This is a genomic window from Nocardioides yefusunii (genome assembly GCF_004014875.1).
Classification (GTDB): domain Bacteria; phylum Actinomycetota; class Actinomycetes; order Propionibacteriales; family Nocardioidaceae; genus Nocardioides; species Nocardioides yefusunii.
Map to the genome: position 1 here is coordinate 3282477 of NZ_CP034929.1, position 25746 is coordinate 3308222.

General features: G+C 69.9%; 16 protein-coding genes. 9 read left to right on the forward strand and 7 right to left on the reverse strand.

The genetic code is table 11. From position 1 onward, the window contains the following. Positions 1–44 precede the first annotated feature (44 nt). The gene (locus tag EOV43_RS15100; protein WP_239022148.1) at positions 45–1226 is read left to right on the forward strand and encodes a lipid II:glycine glycyltransferase FemX; all 1182 of its coding nucleotides are present in this window, start codon (positions 45–47) and stop codon (positions 1224–1226) included. Between the two features lies 1 nt (position 1227). After that, positions 1228–2319 carry an alanine racemase gene (locus EOV43_RS15105; RefSeq protein ID WP_128222025.1) on the forward strand — a complete coding sequence of 364 codons (1092 nt, stop codon included), beginning with the start codon at positions 1228–1230 and terminating at the stop codon, positions 2317–2319. A 106-nt stretch (positions 2320–2425) separates the two neighbouring features. Here EOV43_RS15105 and EOV43_RS15110 read toward each other — a convergent pair whose 3' ends face one another. From EOV43_RS15110 to EOV43_RS15120, 3 genes are all read right to left on the reverse strand, one after another. Continuing rightward, positions 2426–4672, reverse strand: a complete 2247-nt coding sequence (locus EOV43_RS15110; RefSeq protein ID WP_128222026.1) for a hypothetical protein — start codon at positions 4670–4672, stop codon at positions 2426–2428. A gap of 82 nt (positions 4673–4754) precedes the next feature. Further along, positions 4755–6272, reverse strand: a complete 1518-nt coding sequence (locus EOV43_RS15115) for a glycosyltransferase family 87 protein (protein WP_239022149.1) — start codon at positions 6270–6272, stop codon at positions 4755–4757. A 54-nt stretch (positions 6273–6326) separates the two neighbouring features. After that, positions 6327–8654 (reverse strand): transglycosylase domain-containing protein, encoded by a 2328-nt coding sequence (locus tag EOV43_RS15120; RefSeq protein ID WP_164878742.1) that lies wholly within the window; start codon positions 8652–8654, stop codon positions 6327–6329. Positions 8655–8781: 127 nt separating this feature from the next. Between EOV43_RS15120 and EOV43_RS15125 the strand changes: the two genes are divergently transcribed. The 3 genes from EOV43_RS15125 (at position 8782) to EOV43_RS15135 (ending at position 12152) form a co-directional block, all read left to right on the forward strand. Beyond that, entirely contained in the window at positions 8782–9363 is a 582-nt protein-coding gene (locus tag EOV43_RS15125; protein ID WP_128222027.1) for a PadR family transcriptional regulator, read from the forward strand. Positions 9364–9432: 69 nt separating this feature from the next. Further along, the gene (locus tag EOV43_RS15130) at positions 9433–10515 is read left to right on the forward strand and encodes an inositol-3-phosphate synthase (protein ID WP_128222028.1); all 1083 of its coding nucleotides are present in this window, start codon (positions 9433–9435) and stop codon (positions 10513–10515) included. Positions 10516–10754: 239 nt separating this feature from the next. After that, the gene (locus EOV43_RS15135; protein ID WP_128222029.1) at positions 10755–12152 is read left to right on the forward strand and encodes a hypothetical protein; all 1398 of its coding nucleotides are present in this window, start codon (positions 10755–10757) and stop codon (positions 12150–12152) included. A gap of 200 nt (positions 12153–12352) precedes the next feature. On the opposite strand, the gene EOV43_RS15140 is transcribed toward EOV43_RS15135, so the two are convergent. Beyond that, entirely contained in the window at positions 12353–13345 is a 993-nt protein-coding gene (locus EOV43_RS15140) for a 1-aminocyclopropane-1-carboxylate deaminase/D-cysteine desulfhydrase (protein ID WP_128222030.1), read from the reverse strand. Positions 13346–13396: 51 nt separating this feature from the next. Further along, positions 13397–13879: an SRPBCC family protein gene (locus tag EOV43_RS15145; protein ID WP_128222031.1), complete on the reverse strand. Its 483-nt coding sequence runs from the start codon at positions 13877–13879 to the stop codon at positions 13397–13399. Between the two features lie 184 nt (positions 13880–14063). Between EOV43_RS15145 and EOV43_RS15150 the strand changes: the two genes are divergently transcribed. Beyond that, positions 14064–16811 (forward strand): Ig-like domain repeat protein, encoded by a 2748-nt coding sequence (locus tag EOV43_RS15150; RefSeq protein WP_128222032.1) that lies wholly within the window; start codon positions 14064–14066, stop codon positions 16809–16811. 63 nt (positions 16812–16874) lie between these two features. Here the strand turns inward: EOV43_RS15150 and EOV43_RS15155 are convergent, their stop codons facing one another. Continuing rightward, positions 16875–17834 carry an oxygenase MpaB family protein gene (locus EOV43_RS15155; RefSeq protein WP_128222033.1) on the reverse strand — a complete coding sequence of 320 codons (960 nt, stop codon included), beginning with the start codon at positions 17832–17834 and terminating at the stop codon, positions 16875–16877. A 96-nt stretch (positions 17835–17930) separates the two neighbouring features. Then, positions 17931–19352 carry a CCA tRNA nucleotidyltransferase gene (locus tag EOV43_RS15160; RefSeq protein WP_128222371.1) on the reverse strand — a complete coding sequence of 474 codons (1422 nt, stop codon included), beginning with the start codon at positions 19350–19352 and terminating at the stop codon, positions 17931–17933. Between the two features lie 292 nt (positions 19353–19644). On the opposite strand from EOV43_RS15160, the gene EOV43_RS15165 reads away from it, so the two are divergent. The 3 genes from EOV43_RS15165 (at position 19645) to EOV43_RS15175 (ending at position 25648) form a co-directional block, all read left to right on the forward strand. Continuing rightward, the gene (locus tag EOV43_RS15165; RefSeq protein WP_128222034.1) at positions 19645–21702 is read left to right on the forward strand and encodes a DUF6049 family protein; all 2058 of its coding nucleotides are present in this window, start codon (positions 19645–19647) and stop codon (positions 21700–21702) included. Further along, complete coding sequence (murJ, locus tag EOV43_RS15170; RefSeq protein WP_239022150.1) at positions 21699–23543, forward strand: murein biosynthesis integral membrane protein MurJ; 1845 nt, start codon at positions 21699–21701, stop codon at positions 23541–23543. Before EOV43_RS15165 ends, murJ begins: the two co-directional genes overlap by 4 nt. Positions 23544–23683: 140 nt before the next feature. Further along, entirely contained in the window at positions 23684–25648 is a 1965-nt protein-coding gene (locus tag EOV43_RS15175) for a protein kinase domain-containing protein (protein ID WP_128222035.1), read from the forward strand. The last annotated feature ends 98 nt before the right edge of the window (positions 25649–25746 follow it).

The window sequence follows — 25746 nt, forward strand, 5'->3', positions numbered from 1 at the left end:
CGCGCACCCCGCCCCGCGCGCCGCCAAGGGGTAGCCTCGACGCCGTGTCTTCCCGTGATCAAGCAGTACGTCTCGTCCTGAGGTCGGTGAGCCCCGAGGAACACCTCGCGTTCGTCCGGGCGCAGGAGTCCGCGTCGTTCCTCCAGGTTCCGGCCTGGGGACCCGTGAAGTCGGAGTGGCGCCGCGAGTCCGTGGGCTGGTTCCGCCCCGGCACCGGCGACGAGGCTGCCGAGGTGATGGTCGGTGCCGCACTGGTGCTCTACCGCCAACTCCCGAAGGTCAAGCGCTTCCTGGCGTACCTGCCCGAGGGTCCGGTCCTGGACTGGGCGTCGTTCTCCTCCCCCGACGTGCACCTGGGCGACTACACCGCTCCGCTGCTCGCGCACCTGAAGAAGAAGGGCGCCTTCGGCGTCCGGATCGGCCCGCCGGTGGTGACGCGCCGCTGGTCCTCGTCCCAGATCAAGGACGGCATCGCCGACGAGAACGTGCGTCGCCTCGACGACATCGCACCCCTGGAGCGTTCGGTCACGGGCGCCGCGGTGGTCTCCCAGCTCAACGAGCTGGGCTGGATCCCGCAGTCGGTCGAGGGTGGATTCGCCGCCGGTCAGCCGCAGTACAACTTCCACGTCCCACTGACGGTCGACGGCCGCGCGAAGACCGAGGACGAAGTCCTCAAGTCGATGAACCAGCTCTGGCGCCGCAACATCAAGAAGGCAGCCAAGGAGGGCGTCGTTGTTTCACGTGGAACACGCGACGACCTGGCCGCTTTCCACGCGCTGTACGTCCACACCGCCGAGCGCGACCACTTCACCCCGCGCCCGCTGAGCTACTTCCAGAAGATGTGGGACTCCCTGACGCCGGAGGAGGACGACCGGTTCGTCCTGCACCTGGCCCACCACGAGGACGACCTGGTCGCGGCGACCATCTCGGTCCGCGTCGGTGCTCACTCCTGGTACTCCTACGGCGCTTCGTCGACGGAGAAGCGTGAGGTCCGCGGCTCCAACGCGGTGCAGTGGCAGATGATCCGCTCCGCCCTCGCGGCCGGCGCGAAGGTCTACGACATGCGCGGCATCACCGACACCCTCGACGCCGACGACGCCCACGTCGGCCTGATCCAGTTCAAGGTCGGCACCGGCGGCGAGGCCGTCGAGTACGTCGGCGAGTGGGACATGCCGATCAACAAGCTCCTCTACACGGCGTTCGACATCTACATGAAGAGGCGTTGAGATGACCCTCACCCTGACCGTCGACGGTGACCGCTGGCGCGATCACCTCATCAGCGTCGCCGAGGCGACCCCGGGCCTCGTGCCCGTCGCCAAGGGCAACGGCTACGGCTTCGGCCTGGGTCGACTGGCCCGACGCGCGCAGTGGCTGGCCGAGCGTGGCGCCGCGCTGGGACACACCGCACCGGGCGAGGCCTGGGGCGACGTCCTGGCCGTCGGGACCTACGACGAGCTCGCCGAGGTCGCTGACCGCTTCGACGGCTCGCTGCTGGTCCTCACCCCGTGGCGCCCGTTCGGTGCCGCGCTCGAGGTGGACCCGAAGCTGGCCGACCGCGTCATCCACACCGTCTCCCGGCCCGAGGACCTCGCCGCTCTGCTGGAGCGTCAGTCCGACGCCCGCTACGTGCTCGAGGTGGTCACCTCGATGCTGCGTCACGGCATGGATGCCCGCGGCCTGCGCAGCCTCGGCGACCTCGCCCACCGCGGTCGTCTGGAAGGCGTCGCGCTGCACCTGCCGCTCGCGCAGGGCTCACACCTGGGTCAGGTGCGTCGCCTCATCACCGACGCGATCTCGGCCGGCCTGCCCACGACGACGTTGTGGGTCAGCCATCTGACCTCCATCGAACTCGCCGCGCTGCGTGCGTCGTACTCGGACTTCACGATCCGTCCCCGGATCGGCACCCAGCTGTGGCTGGGCGAGCGCGCGGCCCTCACGGTGACCGCACAGGTGCTCGACGTGCACCCCGTCGAGCGGGGTGACCTGTTCGGCTACCGCGGTCGCACGGCTCCGAAGAACGGCCACGTCCTGGTGGTCTCCGGCGGCACCGCGCACGGCATCGGCCTGGAGGCTCCCAGCGGTGATCTGTCGCTGAAGTCGCGGGCCGCGACGCTGGCCCGTGGCGGCATGGACGCCGTCGGTTTCGTGCGTTCGCCGTTCGCGATCGACGGCAAGCAGCGTCTCTTCGCCGAGCCGCCGCACATGCAGGCCTCGATGCTGTTCCTGCCGGCCGGTTCGCGGGTTCCGGCAGTGGGCGACGAGGTGGAGGTCCGGGTCCGCTACACCGCGACCACCTTCGACCGCGTCGTCGTCTCCTGACGCAGCTCACCCCACGCTGACTCACACTGACTCACGCTGACCCAGCGCTGACCCAGCAGGGCCCGGACTCCCGCACGGAGCCCGGGCCCTGCTGCGTCGTTGCGCCTCACCCTCGTGCGGCCGCGGCGGCCACGGCAGCGGGGTTCTCCCACCGCCACAGCCGACGCCCCACCGGAGTCCGGACCAGCACGCTCAGCGCCGGTCCTCGCGCTGCCACGTCCTCGATCTGTTCGACGTCGACGTCGGGCAGGGCAACCGTCACCCACTCGGATCCGTCCCTGCTGAGCAGCAGCGCCTCCCGCTGGCGGGCTCCGTCCCCGACGACGACGCGGGCCACTGCGGTCCCGTCGACGTTCCAGAGACCCAGCACCGAGCGCACGTCGTCAGACAGCGCCACGGGGTCCCACGCGGATCCGTCGAACGACAGCAGCAGGCGAGACCCGGCGGACCCGTCCCTGCCGGTGCTGCGGGCCAGCGCGAGGACGTTGTCCCCCACCCCGGCACAGGCGTGCGGTGGCGAGAACCCCGACGGCAGCGCCGCCACGTCGCGCCATCCGTTGCCCTGACGCAGCAGCACCGTGCCGGGGTCGTCGGGAACGTCACGGGGGCTGATGACGAACCAGTCACCCTGCGTCGACGTGCAGCTCGCGGAGATCGAGCCCTGCGTCCTCCGGGCCTGGCTGGGCAACGCCACCGAAGCGAACCGGGACAGGTCGCTCTCGGCCCGCCACACCTGCGGGTACCCCTCGAGGTCAGTACCGGTCAACCACCAGGTGCCGGTGTCAGCAGGGTCGTGGCGGGCGCCGTCGAACAGGAGCATCCGGGTGTTGCCCTGCACCGGGACGACCCGCCACTGCTGGCCGTCGGTCGAGCTGGCTCGCACCAGTGACTCCCAGCCGTCGCCGGAGAGTTCGTTGCTCAGCGCGACGGCTCCGCTGGCGTCGCCTGCCGAGGCAACGACGTGCGGCGGGGTCCGTTCGAAGTCGACGCGGGGCCAGCGTCCTGGGGTGAGGGTGCGATCGGTGACGGTGAGGACGCGCCCCGAGACCCGGGCGTCAGAGGTGGCGCCCACCTGGTCCCGGACGACGACGCGTTCGGTGCCGGCCCACCCGCCGAGGCGGGCGTCGGTGGCCCAGACCTCGTCGCCGGTCCCGGTGGTGTCGACGTGGGTACGGGCGGTGACCTTCGCGCCGCGGCGGACCTCGCTGGTGGTGCCGATCTGGCGGTACGCCACGACCGCGTCGCCGTCGACAGCGAGTACGGGGGAGATGCCGTGGTACCACCAACCGGGCACGGATTGGCCGGCCTCCCACTCCCCCTCCGTCGAACGGCGCCAGATCGCCGAGTGTCCCTGGCCGATGCCGGTGTGGGCCACCACGACCTCCCCGTCGCGCCCGGTCGCGGGGCGTGACAGCACTGCCCCGGCACTGCCCTTCTCGTCGGCCACGAAGACCTCCTCGCGCCAGTGCTCGCCCAGGTCGCGGGTGGTGTACACGACATCGCCTGCGCGGCCCTCCTTCTTCGCACCGGGGCGGGGTGCGACCTCGACGGCGGCCACCAGGGTGCCCGAGGTGGGGCTCGTGATCCCTGCGGCGCGCACGCGGACCCCGGCCGGTCCGACCCTCCGTGGGGTGGACCAGGTGCGACCGTCGTCGGTGTGGACGGTCCAGGCACGGGCGTCCTCCCCCACGTCCTGGACGAGCAGGACGACGTGGGATCCGGTGCTGACCATCTGCACCAGTTGGACGTCTCCTGCCCCTGCCCTCACCGGCAGCGGCACCTCGCTCACGTCCCCGGTGCCGAGGTGGACCGCGACGTGAGCACCGGCCTCGTCGACGCCCACGACGACGAGCGCGCCGTCGGGAAGCGACCCCAGGCCGGTGGCGAGGACGCCACGGGTGTCGAGCACCTCGGGGACGTCCACCCGCGACCACCGTCCGGCGGCGTCGCGGCGTTGCACGAAGTGGCGCCAGCGGCCCTCCACGCGTTCGCGCCCCAGCAGGTGGGTGCTGGCGGCGGAGGCGTCGAGGTCGACGACGACGGAGTCACGCCCCCGCTTCCCCACCAGGTGTGCGGAGTCGACGTCGACGACCGGGCCCTCCCAGACCGCGGCGACGGGCGGTCCGGTCCCGGTGGCGACCCGACCCACGTGCAGCACCGGGACCTTCTCGCCCGCGACCTTGCGTCGGGACGCGGAGTCGGTGACGTCGACCCACGTCGTGGGGCCGCCGGCGGCGGTCGCGTCGACCTCCGTCCAGACCGGCGCGGTGCCGGCCGGCTCGGCCTGACCGGTGCACCCGCTCAGCAGCAGCACCACCGCCACCGCGACGGCCCCCACTCGTGTTGTGTCCACGTTCGTCTCCCACCCACACCCACCCACACCTGCACGGCGCACGCCGGCCGTGGGGAGTCACGGTAGGGACGCGTCGGGGTGCTCAGGCCGGTTGACCGACCTCCGGACGGCCGTGGAGTCCGCCGCGTTCCTCTCCGACGACGTCCTCGTCCGGGTCAAGTACGGCCCGGACCACGACGGCGACGAACCAGAGCTGCGCCGCGATCCGCACCCCGATCGCGAGCCAGTAGAGCCACGCGCCCCCGGAGGTCGGTGCGAGCAGCCCGCCCAGGTACCACCAGACCGCCACCAGGTAGACGAGTTCACCGAGCTGCCAGAGCACGAGGTCGCGCCAGCGCGGGTGGGCGAGGACGGCGAGCGGCAGCAGCCACAGCACGTACTGGGGCGAGTAGACCTTGTTGACGATCAGGAACCCGGCGACGACGAGGAACGCCAACTGCGCGAACCGCGGCGTGACGGGAGCCCGCAGCCCCACCAGCAGCACCCCGAGGCACCACAGCAGCAGGAACACCCAGGAGGCGGCGTTGACCGTCTCGACGGAGAGGTCGGGCCAGCGCCAGTCCCGCAGCACCAGCCAGATCGAACCGAGGTCGGCGCCGCGTTCGGAGTTGAAGGTGAAGAAGTGCTTCCACTCCGCGGGGCCGGTGAGGAACGCGGGCGCGTTGACGAGGATCCAGGAGACGACGGCCGAGGCAAGCGTCAGCAGGAAGGTCCGCCAGCGCCAGTGCCGCAGGCAGAGCACGAGGACGGCCCCGAGCAGGAGCAGCGGGTAGAGCTTGATCGCGGTGCCGACCCCGATCATGACGCCGGTGAGCCGCGGGTGGCCCCGGGACCACGCCCAGGCTGCACCGGCGACAGTGACGACCGCCAGCAGGTCCCAGTTCACCAGGGCGGTCAGTGCCATCGTCGGTGCGAGCGCCCATCCGGCCGCGTCCCATGGTCGACGGCGGTGGACGCCGGCGAGCAGCCACGTGGTGAGCATCGCGATCACCGCGATCCCGACGGCGTTGACCGCGACGTAGGTGGTGCTCTCGGCGACGAGGTCGCGTTCGGGGTCGTCGACGTCGGGGGCACCGGAGACCAGCCACGTGACGTACCCGGTCGCCCACGCCCAGTAGGAGATGCCGGCGGGGTACTCCATCACCTCGAACTCGGCGCGCACCGCGGGGTCCTGGCTGTAGGGCCAGGCCAGGTCGGAGAGACCCCGCCACGAGTACAGGTAGGGCATGTCGGAGTAGCAGCCGTGGGTGTAGCGGACGGTGTCGTCCTGCCAGTCGTCGACGGCGCAGGGCGCCTTGGTGAGCATCCCGAGGGCGAACACCACCGCGGTCAGGAGGACCAGCACCTGCACCGGTGCCCACCAGCGACGTCGGGCGGCCGGGTCACGGGGTGCTCCCCCGACATGCGCCCCGGCCGGGCCGCCGAGCACCGCCGACAGCGAGGCCACGAACGGATCGTCGAGGGTGGGACGGACGGTCCCACCGTCGTCGGGCGTCGTACCTCCGACAGCGGGCACCGTGGCCACCGGGAGACGACCGTGGGGGCCGTCCCGGTCCGGGACGGCCCCCACGGGGTTGTCATTGTTCGGCTCGCTGGTCACGCAGGCGAGCCTGCCACCACGGGCCTCATCTGGGGAGGCCCGGCGGCGGTTGCCTCACTCCTCGGGACCCTCCTCGGGCGGCGAGACCGGCGGAGTGGTCGGCGTGGGTTCGACCGGCGGCGCGGTGGGCGTCGGGGTCGGGGTGGGCGTCGGGGTCTGCGTCGGAGCAGGCGGCACGGTGGGCTTGGGAGTGCTGGTGGGCGAGGGACGCGCGGAAGGCTTCTTCTCCTTGTCCTTCTCCTTGCCCTTCTCCTTCTCCTTGCCCTTGTCCTCGCTGTCGGGCTCGGCGCTGGGCTCGGGGTTCGCGCTGGGCCTGGGCGTCCAGGTCGAGTAGGTGCGTCCGCCGCTGCCCGGGTTGGACTTGTTGCCGTCGACCCAGGAGGGCGACGGGAAACGCTCGACCGGGAGCTGCGACTGGATGCGCTGCATCGCAGCCGTCCAGGTCGCGGCCGGGTAGGTCCCGCCGTAGTAGCTCGGCATCCAGCCGCCGTCGAGCGGGTCGTCGCCGTCACCGCGGACGTACATCACCGCGGTGGAGTACTGCGGGGTGAAACCGACGAACCACGACGACGACACGTGCGTGTTGTCACTGTCGGATCCTGCGGTCGCGGTACCGGTCTTGCCGGCAGCCGGACGGCCCAGGGCAAGTGCCTTGCGACCCGACCCCTGGTTCACGACCTGCTGGAGGGCGTGGATGGTGTCGTTGTTGACGTCGGAGTCGATGACGCGGCGGGTCTTCTTGTCGCGTTCCCAGGTCTCGCCGGCCTCGTCGACGACCTTGCTGACGACGTGGACGTCGGCACGCTTGCCGTCGTTGGCGAAGGTCGCGTAGGCGTTGGCCATGTTGACCGGGCTGATGCGCGCCTTGCCCAGCGTGATCAGGGAGTCCTCGGGGTTGAAGTCGACCGAGCGGGTGGGGATGCCCGGGTACTTCTCGCTCCGCTCCTCCGGTGAGATGCCGGCGGCGCGGGCGACCTTGTAGATCTTCTTGGGGCCGTCGGTCATGGAGTCGCTCATGTCGACGAACGCGGTGTTGAGCGAGTTCGCAGTCGCGGTGATCATCGAGACGCTGGTGCCCATGTCGTGGGAACCCTCGCCGGCGTTGTTGACCTTGAGTCCGCCGCGGAAGACGTAGGGCGAGTAGCCCTGGAAGTAGTCGTTGAGCGAGTAGCCGTCCTCGAGGGCGGCAGCGACGGTGAATGCCTTCATCGTCGATCCGGCCATGCCGCCCGTGGCGGCCCAGTTGATCTGCGACTCCAGGTAGTCCTGGCCGCCGAAGAACGCCTTGAGGGCGCCGGTGCCGGGTTCGACGGTCGCTGCACCGATGTGCAGGTCAGCGTCGGAGAGGCCCTCGGGGCGCTGCTCGGCGACGGCTTCCTCGATGTCGGCCATCATCTGCTTGTCGAAGGTGGTGGTGACGCGGAGGCCACCGCCGTCGATCTGCTCGTCGGTGTAGCCCTCACGCAGCAGCTCGTCACGGACCAGCTTGAGCATGTGGCCGCGCTGGCCGCCGTAGGTGTTCTCGGTCTTGACCTTGGCGAACTTGGGCAGCTTGGCCTTGGCCTTGTCGGCCTCGGCCTGGGTGATCATGCCGTCGGCAGCCATCCGGTTGAGCGTGTACTGGTACCGCTCCTTGAGCTCCGCCTTGGCGTCGTCACCGTTGGAGGGGTCCATGCCGTTGGGGCTGTTGAGCACCGAGGCGAGGACGGCCGACTGCTTGAGGGTGAGGTCCTCGACGTCGGTGTTGAAGTAGGCGCGCGAGGCAGCCTGCACTCCGTAGGCACGACGTCCGAAAAAGATGGTGTTGAGGTAGCCCTCGAGGATCTCCCGCTTGTCCATCTCGCGCTGGATCTTCAGCGACACGATCGCCTCCTTGACCTTGCGGGTCATGGAGCGCTCGGAGGACAGGTAGAGGATCTTGACGTACTGCTGGGTGATCGTCGAGCCACCACCGACGGTCTGACCGGCCTTCGCGTTGGAGAACGCGGCGCGCACGATGCCCTTGGGGTCGAGGCCGGAGTCGGTCCAGAAGGACTTGTTCTCGGCGGCGACCACGGCGTCCTGCAGCGTCTGCGGCATCTCGTCGAGCGAGACCGGGACGCGGTTCTGCTTCGCGAACTTCCCGACCTCGCTGGATCCGTCGGCGTAGTAGACGAACGAGGTCTCGGACTTGAACTCCTCGTTCTCCTCCGGGATGTCGATCATCACGTACAGCGCGATGAACGCGATGAGTCCAGCGAGCAGTCCGCCCAGGCCCAGCGCAGCGATCCACAGCAGGACGCGGCGGACCTTCTGTCCACGGGTGCGCTGCGGCTTGTTCTGCTTCTGCTTGCCCGAGCGACTGGTGACGGCCTTGCCCGGGGCTCTGCGTTGATTCGTCACCTTGCAAGGGTAGAGGCACGCGCCAGTCACACCCTGTTCGTCGTCCCGAGGCTGCTCGGGACGACGTTTCGGGCGTGGCCGGAGCGCCCACTGGCTGTTCTCGCGGATATATCGCTACGATGCATCTGTGGCACGTCGCGGAGAAACCATCGAGCTCGCAGTCCTCGGACTGCTGCACGAGGGACCCCTCCACGGCTACGAGCTCCGCAAGCGCCTCAACCTGATTCTCGGGTGGGGTCGTCTGCTGTCGTACGGGTCCCTGTACCCGACGCTGAAGAAGATGCTCCGTGAGCGCCTCATCACCGAGGTCGACTCCGTCCCGGCGCCCGTCACGGGCCGCCCCCGCATCGTCTACCGCGTCACCGACGCCGGCACCGCGGAGTTCCACCGCCTGATGGCGGAGGTGGGTCCCAATGCATGGGAAGACGACGCCTTCGGCATCCGCTTCAACTTCTTCTCCTCGACGAACCTGGAGACCCGCCTGCGGGTCCTCGAGGGTCGCCGTACCCGCCTGGAGGAACGTCTCGCCCGCGTGCGCGGCGACCTCGAGGGAGAGCAGAAGCGTCCCGTCCGCTCCGACCACTACGCCATCGAACTCCGGCGGCAGAGGGTCGAAGCGGTAGAGCGAGAGGTCCGGTGGCTCTCGGACCTGATCCAGGCCGAGCGAGACCGACAGGACGAACGGGGCACAGCCCCCCAGACCTCCTGACAGAGCCATCCACCGGCCACGTCCCTCGCGGGACGCGGCACTTGATCCAGAAACCAGAAGGAGAACCTCATGGGTTCCGTACGCGTTGCAATCGTGGGCGTGGGCAACTGCGCCACGTCGCTCATCCAGGGCGTGGAGTACTACAAGGACGCTGACGCGTCGAGCACCGTTCCGGGCCTCATGCACGTCCAGTTCGGTGACTACCACGTCAAGGACGTCGAGTTCGTCGCTGCGTTCGACGTCGACGCCAAGAAGGTCGGCTTCGACCTCTCCGAGGCCATCCACGCCTCCGAGAACAACACCATCAAGATCACCGACGTGCCGCCGACCGGCGTCATCGTCCAGCGTGGCCCGACCCTTGACGGCATCGGCAAGTACTACTCCGAGACCATCGAGCTCTCCGACGCCGAGCCCGTCGACGTCGTCGCCGCGCTCAAGGCCGCCGAGGTCGACGTCCTCGTCTCCTACCTCCCGGTCGGTTCCGAGCAGGCTGACAAGTTCTACGCCCAGTGCGCCATCGACGCCGGCGTGGCCTTCGTCAACGCTCTCCCCGTCTTCATCGCTTCCGACCCCGAGTGGGCCAAGAAGTTCGAGGACGCCGGTGTCCCGATCGTCGGTGACGACATCAAGTCCCAGGTCGGCGCCACCATCACCCACCGCGTGATGGCGAAGCTGTTCGAGGACCGCGGCGTGACGCTGGACCGCACCTACCAGCTCAACGTCGGCGGCAACATGGACTTCAAGAACATGCTCGAGCGTGAGCGTCTTGAGTCCAAGAAGGTCTCCAAGACCCAGGCCGTCACGTCCAACCTCACCGGCCCGCTGGCCGGCAAGGTCTACGACAAGAACGTCCACATCGGCCCGTCCGACTACGTCGCCTGGCTCGACGACCGCAAGTGGGCCTACGTCCGCCTCGAGGGTCGCGCCTTCGGTGACGTCCCGCTGAACCTCGAGTACAAGCTCGAGGTCTGGGACTCCCCGAACTCCGCCGGCATCATCATCGACGCCGTGCGCGCCGCGAAGATCGCCAAGGACCGCGGCGTCGGTGGCCCGATCCTCCCGGCCTCGGCCTACCTGATGAAGTCCCCGCCGGTCCAGATGAACGACGACGAGGGTCGCGCGCAGCTCGAGGCCTTCATCAAGGGCGTCTGAGTCTGACGAGCAACCGCTCTTCACTGCTCCGGCAGCACGGAACCCCGTCACCCCTCGTGGGTGGCGGGGTTCCGTCGTTCCCCGCCCGGTCGCCCCGGTCTCGTCGTACATGGTCCTTGCCAGCGCGACGTGCACTAACGACTCAAGTCCAACGTTGGACCCGAATCATGTAATGTCGCGCTGCAGGCGTCTCGGCCACCTCGTGTGGGTCTGCCCCCCTCCGTCGACCCCAGGAACCCATGAGCCCCGAGACTTCCCACCCCAGCCGCCGCACCCTGGTCCGCACCGCCGCCTGGACCGCGCCCGCCGTCGCCTTCAGCACGGCAGCCCCAGCGTTCGCCAGCTCAGCGGACTACATGTTCCCCTCCGTCGCCTCATCCGTACCGGTCATGGCCTGCAGCGCGCCCGTCCTGGGTGGCGGCGCGGTCCACCCCGCCGGAGGAGGCGTCCTCTGGGTCGCCATCACCACCACGCTGAGCCTGCCTGAGGGCTACACGTTCCCCGACGGCACCCGGACCAAGTCCCAGACGGGAGCGGGGTCGATCCTCATCCCCGGCTTCACCGCGCCTGCCGACCCGCAGCCGGGTGTCGCCACCGTGACTGCGTCCTTCTCCAGCTACGGCGAGACCGTCCAGCGTTCCTGGAACGTCTCCCTGGTGCCGACGGGCGGCGCAGCGCAAGAGCGCCTGCTGCGCTACGCCAACGGGACCCGGACCTCGGTGACGGGACCGCCCACCACATCCACCCCGCTCGGCCTGGGCCTCTTCCTCGACCCCGCGCACCAGCTCTGGCTGGGTCGAAACCAGGTGGCCTCGTCCGTGCGGCACGCACTGGTCACCCGCACCCGGCAGTCGACGATCACCAACCAGACCGCCTGGAACACCGACTACGTCAGCATCACCACCCGCGACGGAGTCCACACCCGCCACCCGCTCACAGGCAGTACCCTGGGCGAGGGCGAGACCCTCCCGTTCGCACCCACGGCGCGCCTGCTCAACGACCAGGTGGCGCTCGACGGCGACCGGCTGCAGACGGTCAGCGTCGGGATCCTTCGCGAGATCACCGACGGTGTCAGCGCCGCGACCGTCCGGGCTGCGCACGCCGACCTCTCGGACTCCAACACCGGCACCGTCACCATCGGGCTCGTCCGCAACGGGGTCGCGGCGGTGACCACGGCGGCTCGCCCCAACTTCCACTCCGTCTACCGCCTCGACTTCACGACGCCCACCACCTTCTCCTCGATCCCCGGCCCGGCGATCACGCCGGTCGGCCTGGACTGGTTCCTCTCGGGCACCGACCTGTGGCGCGGCAACACCAAGGCCTTCACCGGGGTGACCTCGGCCCACGTGTCGTCGAGCGGACGACTCACCCTGCTCGCCGGCACCGCCCTGCGCTACTACTCCGGCGCCCAGTCGGGCGTGCCCACTGCACCGGTGTTCACCACCACGGTCTCCTCAGACGCGGTGGTGCTCGGCGACGGTGTCGCCCACTCCCCGACCGGCAGGCTCTGGTACCTGGATCTCGGCACCTTCAGGGCGGTGAACTCGGTGGCCCGCGCTGCCTCCGGGGACCTGACCCACCCGATGACCAACGACGTGCCGACCAACGTGGACTACCTCGTCACCGGCTGCGCCTGACCGACACCTGCGTGGCGTCGTTCGGGCTCCGGGTGCAGCCCGGACGACGCCACGTAGTGGCAGACTCGAGGTCATGGACCAGAACGTGACCTTGGCCGTCGTCACCCTCGTCGTCCTGCTCGTCGCGGTGGGCCTGGGTGTCGCGGTGTGGCTCTCGACGCGGGGCAACACGCCCACGCAGTGATCGCGCCGAGTACGTCTCAGCGTGGCCCGTGCGTGTTCATCCACAGCACGGGCCCGGTGAGGGCAGTCCCGAGCGCGGCGACGGCGGCGAGCGCCTTCCCGGTGTAGACGGGTTCGATCTCCAGGCCGGCCCGGGCTGCTGCCTCGACCATCGCGACCGACGCGGGTGTGGGGTCGCCGTAGGTGGCGCCGAGCCAGTCGATGCGGGCCTCGACGTCGTCGGGAGAGATGACCGGAACGTCGACGGCCCCACGTTCGCGGAGCAGATCGGCGGTGCGGTTGGCGAGGGCGGCGACAGCCTCGGCAGAGAGGTCGAGACCGTCGTTGACGACGACGCCGAGGACGTGGGTGCGCAGCCCTGCGGCGGCGAGACCGAGCAGCACGCCGGCCACGGTTCCGCCCGATCCGACGGGCACGACGACGGTGCCGGGGGCGGACATCTCCCCGGCCTCCACCTGGGCTGCGATTTCGAGTGCGGCTTCGACGTACCCCAGGGTCCCGTACTCGTTGGAGCCGCCCATCGGCAGCGACCAGACGTGTTCTCCCTGCTCAGAGGACATTTCTTCCTCAATCGATTTGATGCTTTGTCGCGCAGTCTCCATGTCGACAAAGCGATTAATCACCGCACCCGAGGACTGCAGCAGCGCCCACTGCTGACGCACGTGGTCGTCGATCGGCTGGTCCACCAGGGCCAGCGTCGTGCGCAGTCCGTGCTCGGCTCCGTAGCGTGCGCAGGCCAGTCCCCAGTGCGTCCCGATCCCGCCCAGGGTCAGCAACGACGTCACCCCACGACGCTTCGCCTCAGCCAGGATCCACTCCAGCTTGCGGACCTTGTTGCCACCCCACGCGCCGTCGCCGTAGGCGTCCTCGCGCTTCACCCAGAGCTCGACGCCAGCGTCGACACCGTCGAGAACGAGCCGCTGCACCGGCGTCGGCGCGGCGCCCAGCACGACCCGATCGAGATCTACGTCGGGCCAGGCCTGCTGGATCAGGGAGGTGGTCTCAGACATGCACCAAGGCTACGGACCGAGCCCCACAGGAAGCCGCGTCACGGGCTGGGTTCACCCCTGCTCCGCGACGCTCTTGATCCACGCCAAGGTGTCTCGCATCCCCTGCTGCAGTTCGGCCTGGAAGGTCGGCTGGCCGCCGAGGAACCGGTCGGTCAGGCTGATCGAGAGTTCGGAGAGACCGTCGGGGAGCTCACGATGTTGCACCAGTCGGGTGCCGGCGCCGTGCGCCTCCAGGCTGAACGACCACGTCGCGCCGTTCTCCTTGATTCGCCACGCGATCTCACGCTCAGGATCGAAGCGCACCACCTGTGAGTGCGTCGGCCACACGAGCAGTCCACGGCGATTGAGATTGAGCAGCCGCGTCCCCTGCCCGATCTCCCCACCGCCAGTGACGAAGGAGCGCATCACCTGCGGGCTCCACTCGGCGAGGCGTTTGAGATCGCTCACCAGCGGCCACACTGATGAAGGTGGCGCCGCCACGTCGACGGACTGCTCGATCGTGGCCAGGACGAGGTGGCGTGTGGTCTTTCCCATACCTCGGCAGTATCACCACCCAGCCACACGCCTTCAAGGTTCCACGTGAAACATCGACCCGGTGTCTACCGTGGGCAGTCGTCCGGCCCCACACAGGACGACACCGAGAGACTCAGGAGCTCGTACGTTGAACACCCACGGCACCGACCGACAACTGCGCGACGCAGGAAGAAGGAGAACGGGGGTGGGAATCCTGGGACTCTCCCTGACCGCGTCGGTGTTCGCGATGACCGGCCCGGCCGGAGCCGTCGACGCCGACACCTCCCAGACCCTGAGCGCCGCCGTCGCCAGCCCCACCGGCGGTGCGGTCACCACCACCTTCCGCGCCAACACCGTCACCGCAGCCCGCGACGGCTGGCAAGGGCTGGCAGCCACGCTGCCGCGCAACCCCGAGGACCACACCGGGGCGACCTCCGCCGAGGACGACCAGGACGCCGCTCGCTCCCCCCAGCGCATGGACGGCACCTTCACCGACTCCCCCAGCGCCCACGAAGGCGAGATCGCGTTCCAGCGCTTCGACGTCGACGCGACGGGCGCAGGCCAGCGGATCGTCTTCTCGGGCCGGATCGACTCCACCCGCACCCTGGTCATGAGCGCCTGGAACGGCACGTCGTGGGAGACCCTCGCCAGTGGGCGCGGCACCGCCTCGGGTGACCTCACCCTCGAGGCAGGCCTCTCTGACGCCCACGACCGCGACGGCACGGTGCACCTGCTGCTGCACGCCGTCGACCCGTTCACCGACGACCTCCACAACGCCGTCCGCCCGGCGTTGGAGAACCCGTCCGACTACGACTTCGCGATCGCCCACCACTCCGACACCCAGTCACTGGCCCGCGCCGCCAACTCCCGTGCGAACGCGCTGGAGCGTGCCGAGTGGACCCGCAGCCTCACCTCCGCCACGCAGTGGATCGCCGACAACGCGGCGTCGAAGAAGATCGTCTACTCCGCCCACACCGGTGACCTCGTCGACCAGTGGCGCACCACCACCGAGCAGCAGAAGCCTGCCGTGGGACGCTCCGAGTTCGCGACCGCGTCGAAGGCGCAGAAGATCCTCGACGACGCCGGCATCATCACCTCCGTCCTGCCCGGCAACCACGACAACCTCTCGGGCACCGACAACGGCAGCGGCAACCTCTACAACGAGTACTTCGGCCCCGACCGGTTCAAGGCCCAGGAGTCGAGCGCGGCCTGGCGGGCTGCCAATGCCACCTACGAGCCGTGGAAGCCCGGCGACAACGACAACTCCTACGTCACCTTCACCGCCGGTGGCCTCGACTTCGTCGCCGTCTCCCTCGGGTTCAGCGTGAACTGGGACGAGATCGCGTGGGCCAACCAGGTCTTCGCGCGCTTCCCCGACCGCAACGGCATCCTGCTCACTCACGCCTACGGCACCGCCAGCGTCCAGCCCAACGGCCGCGGCGGCGAACTGCTCGGCGACGGCCCGCGCCTGCGCACTTCGGTGGTCGCCAAGAACCCCAACATCGCGCTGGTCCTGTACGGCCACAAGTCCGGTGTCGCGGTGGACGTGCGCACCGACATCGGCAAGACCGGCAACCACGTCGTGGAGATGCTGGCGAACTACCAGAACCACGGGTGGCAGGCGAGCCAGGTCGGCTTCGACACCCTGAGCGGTCAGAGCCCGCGTTCGCTGCAGAAGCTGGGCGCCTCGTTCGTCCGGCTGCTGCAGTTCGACGTGGAGCGCTCCGAGATCAGCGTCGACACCTACTCCCCCTACCGTGGCCGCTTCGGGTCGACGGACGCCGACACCCACAACCGGTACGACGGTCGCGAGGACGACTTCCGGGTCCCGGTGCAGCTCACCTCCCGTGCGACGTCGTTCGGCACGGACGGTCTCCTGAGCCTCGACCCGACGTCCACCCCGATCGGGACCGTCACCACGACGGGCTCCGAGCCGGCGGTCGTCCGGTGGGACGGTCTGGCCCCGGGCACCACCTACGCCTGGACCGCGTCCAGCACCGACGACGCCACCGGTGACCTGCTGCTCGACGCCGCCTCCACCTGGTTCGTGGCCCGACGCGGCGACGACACCACCCCGCCGCGGCTCTCCGTCCCGCTGCGCAGCAGCGTCGGCGCGGACAGCACCTTCGACCCGCTGGCCTCGGTGCACGCCCGGTCCAGCAGCGGCGCTGACCTGACCTCGAAGATCGACATCACCGGCCAGGTGAACACCGCCTTCCCCGGCGCTTCGTCGCTCTTCTACGCCGTCACCGACGAGCACGGCAACAGTGCCGTCGCCCAGCGCACCGTCGTGGTGGGCAAGGCGCCGGCCCCGGTCAACACCAAGGCACCCAGGATCACCGGCTCCGCCGCGGCCGGCACGACGCTGGTCGCCGACCGTGGCACCTGGACCAACCTGCGTGACGCCGACGTCCGGATCCAGTGGCTCCGCAACGGCAAGGCGATCTCGGGTGCCACCGGCCCTGAGTACGACGTCCGGGTCTCCGACATCAACGCAGTGCTCCGGGTCCGGGTGGAGGTGCGTGCCACCGGGCGCTACCCCGTCGAGGTCACCTCCGACGGTGTCCGTGGCGCGAAGCTGACGCCGAAGCGCACCCTCACGCTCGCCAAGAAGGCGACCACGAAGCAGAAGGTGAAGCTCACCGGACGCTTCACCAATGACTGGAAGAAGGTCACCGGCACCGTCCAGGTGAAGGTCGGCTCCAAGAAGGTCGCGACCACGAAGCTGACCTCGGCGGGCAAGTTCTCGGTGACGTTGCCGACGATGAAGGCCGGCACCCGCAAGGTGACGATCTCCTACTTGGGCACGTCGTCGTTCAAGCCCCTCACGGTGACGAAGAACGTCAAGGTCACGGCGCCCAAGAAGGCGAAGAAGAAGGCCGCCAAGAAGGCCGCCGCCAAGAAGGCCGCCGCCAAGAAGGCCGCCGCGAAGAAGGCCGCCGCGAAGAAGTGAGCACTCCGTCCTGCCACGTCCTGCCACGGCCCGGCAGCCGGGGCAGGACGGGAGTCGGTGGGTTCAGGCAGCCGGAGAGGCCGGCCGCACGTCGTGCGCGACCGGGCAGCCGGGTACCCCGGGCAGGCCGGACGCCGCACCGAACGTGCCGAGTTCCTCGACCCGGTATCCCTGCGGGTACCCCTTCACGTTGGGGCTCTGCTCCACACTGAACGGTTCCTTGCGCGCAGGGAAGTGGCGCAGCAGCCGCCCCCGCGCCCGGAGCGCGCCGCGAGAGATCGCCACCACCGCCCGCGGAGGCTTGGAGTAGCCGAACGCCTCCAGCAGCGGGTCGTCCATCAGTGCCAGACTGAAGAGCCGCACAGCGCCCCGCAACGGGCGCGGGTAGAACGTCGTCAGCAGGTCGAGGGTGGCGTCGGCGACCGCCCTTCCCCCGGCGTCGTGGGCGAAGTGCTGGGCCTCGTACTCGTCCATGAGGCGGGCGAACCCGGCGTAGTTCTCCGGGATCTCCCGGATCCCCATGTGCCGACCCAGCTCGCGGTAGTAGTTGACGCTGGCCCGGACCTCACGGGCCGTCAGTGGCCGCTTGCCGTAGACGTCGAGCCACCGCTTGGGCACCACCACGAACGTGCTCAGCACGTACCGCATCTCGTGGTCGGGGATGTCGTGGGCGTGGTGCATCTGGTTGATCCGACGGATCGCGGCCCGCGCGGTGGGGTCGGAGAATCCGTACCGCACCGGCGGCTCCAGGAGCAGCGTCGTGTCGTCGTACCGCTTCTGGGTGTCGCCGGTGAACTGCCCCGTCTCGTGCAGGAGCCGGCCGATCCCGGGCACCGCGTAGGTGCGGAACAGCGCGAAGCTCAGCGCCTGCGTCATGTCCCAGGGGAACTCGTGCATCGCGATCTTGCGCTGGATCTCGACGTGGTCAGTGTCGGGGTCCAGGGTGCGGACGTACCGCGCCCAGTGGTCGCCGGGCAGGCGCCCGCGCGTCGTACGTCGGTCGCTTCCGGTACGTCGTCCCATGCAGCCAACGTAGGGCAGCCGAGGTGCCCATGTGAACCGTGATTCGCAACGATCTGAGTGGTGACCTGCGACGACGCAGACCACCGCGGACGGCGCTCAGCCCTCGGAGCGCTGCTCCCACCAGGCACGCAGTGCAGCCTCGGCAGCCTCGTAGGACTGCGGACCCTCGTCGAGACGCAGCTCGAGGAGGAACTTGTAGGCCTCACCGACCACCGGGCCGGGCTTGATCCCCAGGATCGCCATGATCTGCGCGCCGTCGAGGTCGGGACGGACCGACTCCATCTCCTCCTTCTCGGCGAGCTCCGCGATCCGGGCCTCCAGCTCGTCGTAGATGCGACGCAGACGGTTGGCCTTGCGGGTGTTGCGGGTGGTGCAGTCGGCACGGGTCAGGATGTGCAGACGCAGCAGCTGGTCGCCGGCGTCGCGGACGTAGCGGCGCACCGCGGAGTCGGTCCACTCACCGGTGCCGTAGCCGTGGAAGCGCAGGTGCAGCTCGACGAGCTTGCCCACCGCGTCGATCTCGTCGTTGGAGAAGCGCAGCGCACGCATCCGCTTGCGGGTGATCTTGGCGCCCACCACGTCGTGGTGGTGGAAGGTGACGGTGTTGTCGTCGCCGAACTTGCGGGTCTTGGGCTTGCCGACGTCGTGCATGAGGGCGGCGAAACGAGCGATGAAGTCGGGGCCGCCGAGGCGGTCCTCCTGCTCGATCGTCTGCTCCAGCACCGTCAGGGTGTGCTCGTAGACGTCCTTGTGGCGCTCGTGCTCGTCGCGCTCCTGCGCCAGACGCGGCAGCTCGGGCAGGACCAGTGCGGCCAGACCGGTCTCCACGAGGAGCGTGAGGCCCTTGCGCGGGTAGGGGGAGCAGATCAGCTTGACCAGTTCGTCGCGGACGCGTTCGGCGGAGATGATCTCGATCCGCGACGCCATCGCGGTCATCGCCTCGACCACCTCGGGGGCGACGTCGAAGCCGAGCTGCGCGGCGAAACGGGCCGCGCGCATCATCCGCAGCGGGTCGTCGGAGAAGGAGTCCTCGGGACGTCCCGGGGTGCGCAGGACGCGGGCAGCGAGGTCGTTGATGCCGCCGAAGAGGTCGACGAACTCACGGTCCGGGATCGAGACGGCCATCGCGTTGACGGTGAAGTCACGGCGGCCCAGGTCTCCGGCGAGGTTGTCGCCGAAGTCGACCTCGGGCTTGCGGGAGTCCGGATCGTAGGTCTCGGCGCGGTAGGTGGTGATCTCGATGTCCCACTCACCCTTGCGGCAACCGATGGTGCCGAAGGCGCGACCCATGTCCCAGGTCGCCTCGGCCCAGCCCTTGAGCAGCTTCTCGGTCTGCTCGGGCATCGCGGAGGTGGTGAGGTCGAGGTCGTTCTTGATGTGACCCAGCATCGCGTCACGCACCGGACCGCCCACGAGGTGCAGGGCGTGACCGGCGGCCGCGAAACGGGCACCGAGTTCGTCGAGGACGGAGCCGACGCGGTCCAGCTCGGCATTGACCGCCTGCTGGACCTCGACCATGTTCAACGGGGGCAGCTCAACGGGATCCGACACGTCGAGAAAGTCTAGGTGTCCCACCGGTCGGCACGCGACTCACTGCGTCCTGCGTCCCACCCCGGGGCGAGCCCCCGTGCCCGACCCCGCGTGACGCACCCCTCTGCCCCGCGCGCGCCAGCGCGGACGACGTACGGCTCGGGGGTGCAACAACTAGAGTCGTCCCGTGCCCCGTACCGCCTTCCCCCGTCGCGCCCACAGGGTCGGGGGACCCTTGCGCCCGGGTGCATCCGCCGCCAGGTCCACCGCCTCACTCGCCGTGGCCGCGCTCCTCACGTTGACCTGCGCCACCGGCGTGGCCCACGCCGACCACGACGGTTCCGTCGACCGTGAGGCCGACCCGCTGACCCTCACCATCGACGCACTCACCCCGTCCGTCGTGCAGCCCGACGACGACACCCCGCTGAAGATCCGCGGCACCGTCACCAACACCAGCAACGAGACCTGGACGGCCGTCAACGTCGCGCCGTTCCGATCCGCGACGCCCACCACCGACCGGATCGGGCTGGCTGCTGACGCCGCGCTGGGACACTCCGAGTACGTCGGGGACCGACTCACCGACCCCGCCTCCCTCACCACCGTCGACTCCCTCGCGCCGGGCGAGACCGCCACGTACACCGCGACGATTCCGCGCAGCGCGCTCTCGTCGAGCGCCGGCGTCTACTGGGTGGGCGTGCACGCCAGCGGTGAGACCGCGACCGTGCCGCGGGACGGGCTCACCGACGGGCGGGCACGCACCTTCGTGCCGGTCGCCACCGCGAAGACCAAGGCGCTGCCCGCGGCACTGGTGCTCCCCATGCGGATGCAGGTAAGTCACGCCGCCGACGGATCGATCGAGGACGTCGGGGCATGGGCGCGCGCGCTGGCTCCTGACGGTCAGCTCAGCGAGCTGCTCGCGCTCGCCGAGACCCTCGACTCCCCCTTCTCGTGGCTGGTCGACCCGGCCGTCCCCCGGGCCGTCCAGCAGTTGGCGACCGGCAACCGTGGCTTCGACCTCAGTCCCTCCGAGGCGGGTACCGGCACCGACACCGACGCCGACGAAGAACTCGACGACCTCACCAGGGCCGCCCGTGCCTGGCTCGTCGACTTCCGTCGGGTGCTGGGCTCGGAGGACGCCGACGTGTTCGCGCTCCCCTACGGCGACGTCGACGTGGCTGCGATGACGCGTCAGGCGCCGAAGTCGATGCTCGCCTCGCAGCAGCGCGGTCTCTCCACCCTCACGGCTCTCGGCATCGAGTCGACCCCCGTGGTCGCTCCCGTCGACGGGATCCTGCCGGCGACCAGCCTGGCGAAGCTCCTGCCCGAGACAGTGGTCCTGGTCGAGGACAGCGCCGTCTCGGGTGACGACTTCTCCCCCATGCCCGGCACCGGAACCGTCGACGGACTGCGGTTCGTGACCACCTCGGGTGGTGTCACCGACGGTGGCCCCGGCCCTGAGGACGTCGGTTCGCCGATCGCGGTGCGTCAGCGCACCGCGAGCGAGGCGGTGCTGCGCACGTTGGCCGGGAACGACACTCCGCTCGTCGTGGTGCCTCCGGCGTCGTGGGACGCCGGCGAGGGCGCGGACGCGCTGCTGTCGTTGTTCTCCGACAAGCTCCTCAAGGCCCGCACCCTGACCCAGGTCGCCACGCCCGGCGGCTCCGACCCGGTGCTGCCCACCGCGGCGTTCCGGCTCAGCGACGAGCAGCGCGAGGCACTGCTGCCGCGCAAGAACGTCAAGATCGGGGCCTCCCTGTACGACAAGGGCGTGCTGCTGGAGTCGATCCTCGACAAGCCTGCCTCGATGGACACGCAGGCCCGCGAGGTCGCGTGGAGCAACCTGTCCTACCACTCGCGCGACGCCGTGGAGGCGTCGCGCTCCCGGACCCGGGCTGCCCGCGCACACCTGACGGAACTGATCTCCGGGGTCCACATCACTGTCCCGCCGGTGGCGACGCTGTCCGGTTCGAGCGGTTGGATCGGTGTGACCCTGCACAACGACCTCGGGGTCGCGGTGCGGGTGCAGCTGGAGGCCGACTCGGGTGACTCGATCACACTGGACTTTCCCGAGGAGGTGCGGATCGCGGCGAGGTCGCGACAGCGCCTGCTCCTGGACGCCAGTGACGTCCAACAGGGTGTCTCGCGGGTGACCATGAAGGTGAAGTCGCAGGACGCTGTTCCGATCGGTGCCGAGGGCGACTTCCCGGTCCGTTCCTCGCAGGTGTCGGGGATCCTCCTGTTGTTCATGGGCGGCGGTGCCGCCCTGCTGTTCGGTGCCATCGGCGTGCGCCTGTTCCGTCGGGGACTGGCGTCGCGCCGCGATCAAGGAGTCGCATGACCACGAGCGGTCCGTCCGGACCCCACCCCCCGCACGTTCCCGCTGACTCCTCGGGCGAGGACGAGGTGACTGCCACCCGCGTGATGGAGGCGGTCGACGTCGAGGTGCTGACGCCCGAGCCGGGTCAGCCCGCCCCCCACGTCGACGATGAATCGACGAGTACACATGTCGACAAATCAACCAAGCAATCGATCCTCGCGTCCAGCGCGGTCATGGCTGTCGGCACCGTGTTCTCCCGCTTCTCCGGCGTCATCCGCTCGATCCTGCTCGCCGCAGCACTGGGCTCCGTCGGGGTCGCCGCCGACGCGTTCCAGGTCGCGAACACGATCCCCAACATGCTCTACATCCTGCTGGCCGGAGGCGTCTTCAACGCCGTCCTCGTCCCGCAGCTGGTCCGTTCCCTCAAGAACGACGACGACGGCGGTCAGGCCTACACCGACCGGATCATGACGCTGGCGCTGCTGTTCCTGGGCGCCGTCACCCTGCTGCTCGTGGCCCTCGCGCCGCTGCTGCTCAAGATCTTCCTCTCGCCGCAGTGGTACGAGGCCGACATGTCAGTCGCGCTGGACCGCACCGTCACCCTGGCGCGCTGGTGCCTGCCGCAGGTCTTCTTCTACGGCATGTTCACCCTCGTGGGTCAGGTGCTGAACGCGCGCGGTTCGTTCGGCCCGATGATGTGGGCGCCGATCGCCAACAACGTGATCTCCGTGGTCATGCTGGTCAGCTACCTGGTCGCGTTCGGTCCCGTCACGACCGTCCCCGACGGCGGCGTCTACAGCACCGACCTCGCCTACACCGCCGGCGAGATGGCCCTCCTGGGCGGCGGCTCGACGCTCGGCATCGTGGTCCAGCTGCTCGTGCTGGTGCCGTTCCTGCGCAAGGCCGGCTACCGGTTCCGTCCTCGTTTCGACTTCCGCGGCACCGGCCTGCGCCACACCGCCAAGCTCGCGGTGTGGACGGTGCTGTTCATCGTCGTCAACCAGATCGCCTACACCGTCGTCGTGCGACTGCTCTCCGGCGAGACCGCCGAAGGCCTCGCCGGACAGACCGTCTACGCCAACTCGTACATGATCATGCTGCTCCCGCACGGGGTCATCACGGTCTCCCTGGTGACCGCCCTGCTGCCCCGGCTCTCCGCCCAGGCCGCCGGGTCCCAGCACCGCGACCTGGCCCTGACGCTCACCTCGACGCTGCGCACCGCCCTGGTGGTCACGCTGCCGTTCGCCGCGATCCTCGCGGTGGTCGGCACCGACATCGGCAACGTCCTCTACGGCTACGGCGCCTCCAAGGGGTCCGCCGACGCCTACGGCCCCACCCTGACCTTCTTCGGTGTCGCGCTGGTCTTCTTCACCCTGCACTACTTCATGCTCCGCGGCTTCTACGCCCTGGAGCAGACCCGCACCGTGTTCCTGATCCAGCTCGTCGTGGGAACCGTCAACGTGGTCGCCGCGATCACCCTGGTGCACGCCCTCGACAGCGACCAGGGAGCCGGCGCACTCGCCGCCGCGTACGCCCTGGCCTACGCCGCCGGAGCACTCGTCAGCTGGTTCGTGCTGCGCCGCACCCTCGGCGGGCTCGACGGCTCCCGGATGATCCGCTACGCCGTCCGGATGCTGCTCGCGGTCGGCATCGCCCTGGCCGTGGCCACCGCCGTGTGGTGGGCGTTCCTGGGATGGAAGGACGACCCGGCCCCGGCGCTCTCGCTGGTCCGCGGCGGCGTCGTGGGCGTCGTCCACCTCGTCGTGTACTACGTCCTGACCCGCCTGTTCCGGATCACCGAGGTCAGCGAGCTCGTCGACCCAGTGGTCCACTCCGTGCGTCGCCGCCTCAAGCGCCGGTGACGGGCATAGGATGACGCTCGTGACCCGGATCAGTGCGATCCGGGCACGGGCAGCTCCGCGGGCGGAGGCGTCGAGAGATCCGGGGTGAAGACGTGGCCGGGACCGTACGTGCTGGGGACGTACTGGCCGGCAGGTACCGCATGGTCGACCTGCTGGTCGAGGCCGACGGCGCCTGTCTCTGGAACGCGCACGACCAACTCCTGCACCGCCCGGTCAGCGTGCACGTCCTCCCCGTCGACGACGTCCGCGCCGACGCCGTCATCGGTGCGGCCCGCCGCTCGGCGACCCTCACCGACCAGCGCACCCTGCGGGTCCTGGACTGCAACCGCACCGACACCCACGCCTACGTCGTCAACGAGTGGGGCAAGGGCACCTCGCTCGACGTCGCACTCGAGGTCAACGGCCCCCTCTCCCCGGCCCGCGCCGCCTGGCTGGTCGCGGAGACCGCCGACACCGTCGCCTCGACGCACGCCGCCGGCACCGTGCACGGACGCCTCGTCCCCGAGAACGTCCTGATCGACGAGAACGGCTCGATCCGGATCATCGGCTCCGGCGTCGAGGCCGCCCTGATGGGCCATCTCTCCGTCCCCGCCGACGACGTCACCCATCTCGTCGCTCTGCTGCATGCCGCACTCACCGGACGCTGGCCCGGCCGTCTCACCTCGCAGGTCCCCCAGGCACCGCGCGAAGGCGGACGGTTCCTGCGTCCGCGTCAGGTGCGTGCCGGGATCCCGCGCCCCCTGGACCAGATCTGCGACCAAGGGCTCAACGGCTTCTCCAGCACCTCCACCGGCTCGATCCCGATCCCGGCGTTGAACGCCGTGCTGGGCGGACGCGAGGCGCACGACCTCACCACCGCCGCCGGCCTGCGCGACGCCCTGGAGGAGTTCCTGGGCGAGTACGAACCCGACCTCGCCGCCCATGCCACGCACTCCGCTCCGATCCGTCCGGCCGGTCTCAGCCCCGCGCCGTGGCATCTCGCCCCGGCGGAGGACGAGACCGCCGAACGCAGCGGCTTCGTGCTGCCCCCGCCGGTGATCCAGCCGTTGCCCACCGACCGCCGGCACACGCCCGCAGCCGCGGTCGAACCGGCAGCCGTCACCGAGCCCGCACCGGAGGGGGCCGTCGAGGTCGTCCCCCAGGAGGCTCCGGCCACGCCGGTGCACCAGACCGTCCCGGCCGGGCCCAGCAGCATCACAGCTCCCACCGAGGCAGGCCTGCCGGTCTTCCACGACGAGGACGACGACGTCGAGTGGGTCCGCACCCACAACCCCGAACGTCCAGCACCGGAGACCCCGGCGGATGCAGCACCGCGTCCGCTGTTCGCGCCCGAGTCCGCCGACCTCGCCCGACGCCAGCACCACGAACGTCAGCGCGAGGAGTTCGGCACCGGCGACTCCACCCCACCGCGTCTGCCCGAGGACTTCTGGTCCAGCGACTCCACCGGCCCCGGCTCCACCACGTCGGGTGCGATCCCGCCGATCGACGCTGCGCCCACCCCCGTTCCGGGACGCACCTGGTTGCGTCTGGCCTGGGGCGTGGGGATCGCCGCGTTCGTGCTGCTCGTCGTCGTCCTCGTCCTGCACCCGCAGGGTGACGGGGACAAGGACCCTGCCCCCTCGGCAGCACCTGTCCCCACCAGCACCCCCAGCCCCTCGGTGACCGGTCCGCTCGGCGACCTCGTGGTCACCGACCTCGACCCGGCCGACTCCGCCGGCGTCGAGTACCCCGCCGACACCCCCAAGTCCGTCGACGGGGACGTGGCAACGTTCTGGGGCACCTCCACCTACCTGCAGCAGTTCGGCCCCGGTGGTCTCAAGGACGGCGTCGGCCTGGTGGTCGACCTCGGCGAGAGCCGGTCGGTGCGTTCCTTCGAGGTCGACGTCCTGGGCGGCTCCCACACGCTGCAGCTCTTCCTCACCGACGGGAAGCCCGCCGACGTCGCCGGGCTCGACTCGGTCGCCGAGGCGGCCGGTGAGGGCACCCTCGACCTGACTCCCCCGGAGTCCGCGTCCGGTCGCTACGCCGTGGTGTGGCTGACCCAGCTGCCCGTCCAGGACGGCGGCTACCGCGGCAAGATCGCGGAGATCCGCGTCACCGCCTGAGCCGTTCCCCGGGGACGGGGCGCGGTGATCCTTCGGGTGCGGGAACACCGAGCGCCTACGATCGGTTGCACCAGACGACCCGCACCGCCGTTCGACCC